The organism is Planococcus sp. CAU13, from assembly GCF_000775575.1.
GTDB lineage: Bacteria > Bacillota > Bacilli > Bacillales_A > Planococcaceae > Planococcus.
Genome location: NZ_JRGN01000172.1, coordinates 1 through 5,183, shown reverse-complemented (window position 1 = coordinate 5,183; position 5,183 = coordinate 1). Strand labels below are relative to the sequence as shown.

At 49.8% G+C, this 5,183-nt stretch carries 8 protein-coding genes; 5 read left to right on the top strand and 3 right to left on the bottom strand.

The window, feature by feature from the left end; genetic code table 11:
• Positions 1-266: 266 nt before the first annotated feature.
• From KW93_RS07260 to KW93_RS07250, 3 genes are all read left to right on the top strand, one after another.
• Complete coding sequence (locus KW93_RS07260; RefSeq protein ID WP_033542326.1) at positions 267-701, top strand: YndM family protein; 435 nt, start codon at positions 267-269, stop codon at positions 699-701.
• Positions 702-829: 128 nt separating this feature from the next.
• Complete coding sequence (locus KW93_RS07255) at positions 830-1,426, top strand: kinase (RefSeq protein WP_033542325.1); 597 nt, start codon at positions 830-832, stop codon at positions 1,424-1,426.
• Between the two features lie 42 nt (positions 1,427-1,468).
• Positions 1,469-2,188, top strand: coding sequence for a nucleotidyltransferase domain-containing protein (locus tag KW93_RS07250; protein ID WP_033542324.1), 720 nt, complete (start codon positions 1,469-1,471; stop codon positions 2,186-2,188).
• A gap of 71 nt (positions 2,189-2,259) precedes the next feature.
• Here KW93_RS07250 and KW93_RS07245 read toward each other — a convergent pair whose 3' ends face one another.
• A complete protein-coding gene (locus tag KW93_RS07245) occupies positions 2,260-3,057 on the bottom strand; it encodes a PAS domain-containing protein (protein WP_033542323.1) in 798 nt (265 codons plus the stop codon).
• 251 nt (positions 3,058-3,308) lie between these two features.
• Between KW93_RS07245 and KW93_RS07240 the strand changes: the two genes are divergently transcribed.
• The gene (locus tag KW93_RS07240) at positions 3,309-4,040 is read left to right on the top strand and encodes an aspartate/glutamate racemase family protein (protein ID WP_033542322.1); all 732 of its coding nucleotides are present in this window, start codon (positions 3,309-3,311) and stop codon (positions 4,038-4,040) included.
• Positions 4,024-4,626 (top strand): class I SAM-dependent methyltransferase, encoded by a 603-nt coding sequence (locus KW93_RS07235; RefSeq protein ID WP_033542321.1) that lies wholly within the window; start codon positions 4,024-4,026, stop codon positions 4,624-4,626. The genes KW93_RS07240 and KW93_RS07235 overlap by 17 nt, the downstream gene beginning before the upstream one ends.
• Positions 4,627-4,661: 35 nt before the next feature.
• On the opposite strand, the gene KW93_RS17805 is transcribed toward KW93_RS07235, so the two are convergent.
• On the bottom strand, positions 4,662-4,874 hold the full coding sequence (locus KW93_RS17805; protein ID WP_235318382.1) for a thioredoxin family protein: 213 nt from the start codon (positions 4,872-4,874) through the stop codon (positions 4,662-4,664).
• A 39-nt stretch (positions 4,875-4,913) separates the two neighbouring features.
• The coding region (locus KW93_RS17800; protein ID WP_235318381.1) for a hypothetical protein at positions 4,914-5,183 on the bottom strand (270 nt) is incomplete at its 5' end.

Below are 5,183 nucleotides of genomic sequence, written 5' to 3'. Positions count from 1 at the left end.
TTCGCCGTGCGAAAAACTCCAATCCCTTAAAGGAAGGTTTCGCATCCGCGAAACCTTTTTCATTAACTGAATGGACAGGGAGAGAGCCGACATACTTGCCGGCAAAGAACATGCAGCACCGAAACTTGTTTAATTTTGACTGGGTCTCAGGTGCTAAGGTTCATACTTATAATAGAAGTTCAGAACATCGGAAGCTTTAGGTTTATCCATAAAAACGCCTGGGTAAATATTGGGTGTACACAATACTACTAAAAGGAGGAACCACAATGAACCATGTAAAAGCACTAATTATTAAGTTTCTCATGATTGCAGTTGTATTGCTGATTATTCTGACGGGCATTTATGATGTCGAGTTCGGGGATACGCTATTGATCAGTCTGGTATTGACTGTCCTGGCGTATGCGCTGGGCGATCTGATGATTTTCCGCAAAACGGGGGATCGCAACCGGGATGGCGCAGGCCGGGTTGATGACGACCATACGAAACGGAATGCCATGGCGACGGTATCGGATATTGTCCTGTCGTTCCTGGTGATCTGGCTGATGGGCGAAATGTTGCTGGCTGATGATCCAGACCTGATCCAGGCAGCCATCATTTCCGCGCTTGTCATTGGTGCAGGTGAATGGTTCTTCCATAAATACCTGGACAAGAGCGTTTTCCCTGAAAAAGGCCATAACGTTGGAAATACAAACAATCGGTAATTTAAGCAGACTCCTCTGGCAGAGGGGTCTGTTTTTATTTTCATCAATAAAAAACTTTAGAGGAAATACGCCCGGTCCAATCGAAATTATATAGAATGCAGTTTGGATCAACTGAAAGGGAGATAAAGATGGAAGACACGGTGAAGCAGATCATAGAAAACTTGCCGGCGCTTGAAAGCTGCAAACGGCTCGTTGTCGGAATCGACGGACTCAGCCGGTCGGGGAAGACGACGCTGACGGGGAAGCTGATGCGGCATTTTAAGCAGAGCGGAACGCCTGCAGCCAGTTTCCACCTCGATGATTTCATCGTCGAGAAAGACCGGCGCTACAGCACAGGCCATAAGGAATGGCATGAATATTACCATCTGCAGTGGGAAACAGGATGGCTGCGGGACCATTTTTTCCAGCGATTAAAGGATGCGGATCGACTGGTGCTGCCATATTATGACGCCGAAAAGGACGAACGCCGCATGAAAGAAGTTGTGCTGCCTTCTTCTTGTATCGTTGTTGGGGAAGGAGTCTTCCTGCAGCGTTTAGAGTGGCGGGATTGCTGTGACTGGGTGGTTTATGTGGACAGTCCAAGGCAAAGCCGCATCGAACGGGAAGCGGAAGTTGTTCAGCACAACCGGCAGAAATTCGAAAACCGCTATTGGCCGGCGGAAGACCATTACATAACCGAAGTCGAGCCGCAGAAGATGGCGGATTTTGCAGTAAAGAATTACTGATCGGCGGCACCTGCCGGCATCGAAGAGAAAAGAGGGAATGTCATGAAGACAGATAAAAAAACAGCACCGCTCGAAGCAGCGCAAAAATTCATCCATACATATTTCCCGCATTGCGACGCGGCCCTCCTTGCCGGCAGTGCGGTACGCGGCGAGGCTACCGCAACGTCAGACCTGGATATTGTCGTGTTTGACCGGAATGCGGCCGCTTCGTACCGGGAGTCGCTCGCTGCATTCGACTGGCCGATTGAAGTATTCGTCCATAATTTGGAGTCGTATAAAGCCTATTTCGAAAGTGACGCAGCAAGGGCACGACCATCACTGCCGCGGATGGTGGCGGAAGGGGTTGTGCTGCAGGACAGCGGTGTCGTGGCTCTTATTAAACAGGAAGCGGAGGAATTGCTCGCTCAGGGGCCGGAAGTTTGGCCGGCAGCAACTATCCGCATAAAACGCTATTTCCTGACCGATGTGCTCGATGATTTCATCGGCTGCACGGACCGGGCGGAAGAGATCTTCATCGCCGGTACCCTGGCGGAAGGGATTGCGGAATTTGAACTGCGGACGCACGGGCAGTGGATCGGTGCATCCAAATGGATCGTGCGGGCATTAAAGCAGTATGATGAAGAATTTGCGGAACGTTTTATCCAGGCATTTGATGCTTTTTACCGCAGAGGCAATAAAGATGGAGTGATCGAATTGGCGGATGCGGTTATGCAGCCGCATGGCGGAAGATTGTTTGAAGGCTTTTCGCTCGGCAAGGCATAGAAAAAGGTGGGTGGTTCTTGTTTTCAGGCATTAAAAAGCCCCCAGGAAACATGTCGTGGAGGCTGCTGGTGTTATTGGTGGATTGAGTCGAAATTAACGCCGGTGGAATATTCAATTGCTTGGCGGACGGTTGAAAACGTCGTCAGCGATGGGCTTTGCATGGACAGATTGGAAATTTCGATGGCCGCTTTTGCGTTGATGCCGGTTACGTATAATTTTCCGCCCATGAGGCGCAGGACATCCTGAATCATCAGCAGTCTGTGGATAAAGGAATTTCCTTCCCACAGTACGCCGGAAATATCGATGATGATGTGCCCCACGGCATTCTTTTGCACGTACTCGCTCAGTTTATCGGTCAGGATAGAAAAACGTTCATCGTTCATCTTGCCGACGAGAGTCACAGCGCCCAAATTATCGTGGATGGTCAGGATTGGCAGCATCAGCCGGTTGATCTCGTCTTCCTGCTCAAGGAGGAGAAGCCGCTGGTTTTCCTGAATAGAAACATCCGTCTGCGTGCCAATGAAATACAGGTGGTTTTCAATTGTCACCGGCTCGATATTCAAGCGGTTCCAGAAAGGCGTGCCGTCTTTGCGGAAATTCCGCAGCACGACAGTTACGGATTCTGTGCTGGCAATAGCTTCCCGTATTTGCTGGACGGCGTCCTGGTTTGTTTCACTGCCTTGCAGGAAACGGCAATTTTTCCCTATGATTTCTTCACGGCTGTAACCGGTTAATTTTTCAAAAGTAAGGTTCGTATAGATGATCGGATTGTCCAGCTGCTGGGGATCCGTCACGGTGGTGGCGACCCGGCTGCCGTCAAGCATTGCTTCGAAAAGGGCGGATTGGGTATCGGTGCTTAAATGTTTCATTCGCATAATTCTCCAGTCTGTTGGGTAGTCGGCAAGGAATGGGGACAGTGTTTCGCCCAGATCCTTCTGCAGGACCGGAGCATGACCGGAGAATCAGAAAAAATGGTGCCTCCGTAAGGGAACATGGCTTATGAGCCGGCAAACAGTGTTTATCTTTTTTCAGTTTACCGAGAGAATGCGCCGCTTGTCTAGAAATATGGGAACGGTGCAGATTCTTGGCTGCGAATAAATTTGGACAGGAGAGGAAGCGGATGAAAACAATTGGGCTGATCGGCGGCATGAGCTGGGAGTCGTCGCTGGAATATTACCGCATCATCAATAAGGAAGTGAACAGCCGGCTCGGGAGATTGCACTCGGCACAAATCCTCTTGTACAGTGTCGATTTTGAGGAAATCGAACGGCTGCAATCCGCAGGCGACTGGCTGGAGGCAGGCACCCAGCTTGGCGAGATTGCCGTAAAGCTTGAAGGAGCTGGAGCGGATTTCATTGTCATCTGTACAAACACGATGCACAAGGTCGCGGAGCAGATAGAAGAAAGGATTTCGATTCCGGTGCTGCATATCGCCGATGCGACGGCGGCGGAAATAAAAAATCAGGGGGTTTCGAAAGTCGGCCTCCTCGGCACCCGCTATACCATGGAACAGGATTTTTACCGCGCACGCATCGAATCACATGGCATTGAAGTCCTGGTGCCCTATGCGGAACATCGGGACGAAATCAACCGCATCATTTTTGAGGAACTGGTGGCAGGTGAATTGAAACAGTCGTCGAGGGAAAGTTTTAAGCAGGCAATCCGCGGGCTGGTGGCGGAAGGCGCGGAAGGAATCATTCTCGGCTGCACGGAAATCGGCCTGCTGATTAAGGCTGGAGATGCAGAGGTGCCGCTGTTTGATACGGCGCAGCTCCATGCCGTTGCGGCGGTGGAGCGGGCGTTGAAGAACGACCAGGAAAAAGGAGTGCCCATCAATGAGCAATTGGAATGAGCGTTTCAAAGATGAGAAGTATCTGTACGGAACTGAGCCGAATGTATTCTTAGTGGAAATGCATTCTGTCTTATCCGGGGAAGTGCTGACCATTGCAGAAGGGGAAGGCAGAAATGCCGTGTTCCTGGCTGAACGGGGATTGAACGTTACGGCATGGGATTATGCTGAATCCGGGCTGGAGAAAGTAAAGAAGCTGGCAGCGAAGCAAGGTGTCAACGTGGAGACGGAGCTGGTCGATCTGGCAGAAGCCCGGTGGCAGCCCAGCCGGTGGGACGCGATTGTGAATGTGTTCGGTCATTTTCCGGGAGAAATCCGCCGAAAAACCCTGCAAGGCGTCAAAAGATCCGTAAAGCCGGGTGGTTATTTTATAGCGGAAGTCTATTCCCCATACCAGATTCCTTACCGGAGCGGCGGCCCGAAAGATGTGGATTTTCTTTACCGGCCGGAAGACTTTCTGGAGGAATTCAGTGACTGGCGGATTGTGCACTTCTTTATGGGTGAAGTCACGTGCCATGAAGGCGAGCTTCATAATGGATTGTCGCACGTAATCCAGTTTATGGGACAGAAGCCGGCAGCCTCTTCATAGCAAAAACGGACGATTTAGGAAAAATCGTCCGTTTTCTATTGATCCCAAGAGTGGTGGAAGCCTTCATAAATTTTGCTGACTTTCTTCTTGAATTCTTCCACATGGACAAACCTTGCTTCCCGCAGCATCTCTTTGCCATCCGCAAACAGGATTAGGACCGGCACTGTGAAAATAGAGAAATGGCCGGCAATTTCCGGTGTTTCCTCGGCATTTGCGAGACGCGTATCGATATTCGGAAAGTCATTCATCGCTTCCTCAACCTGAGGAAGTAACCCGTGACAGACACTTCAGCTCGTTGTTAAAACATAGAGGAACTGCAATCCGGGCTGTTCGCTGAAAGATTTCACTTCTTCGATCGAAACGAGTTCTTTCATTCTTTTCACTCCCAACTTAATCCTTTTTGCTTTTATACCCTTTTTGATGAAAATAAAGAGGATAATTGTAAGAATTAAACCGGTAGCGGCATATTTTCCGCTGATGCCGGTTTTATTTTTGTTCAATTTAATCCCATGCGGGTGGGACAGAGATTTATTTGCGCAGAATCGAATTTGTTTGCG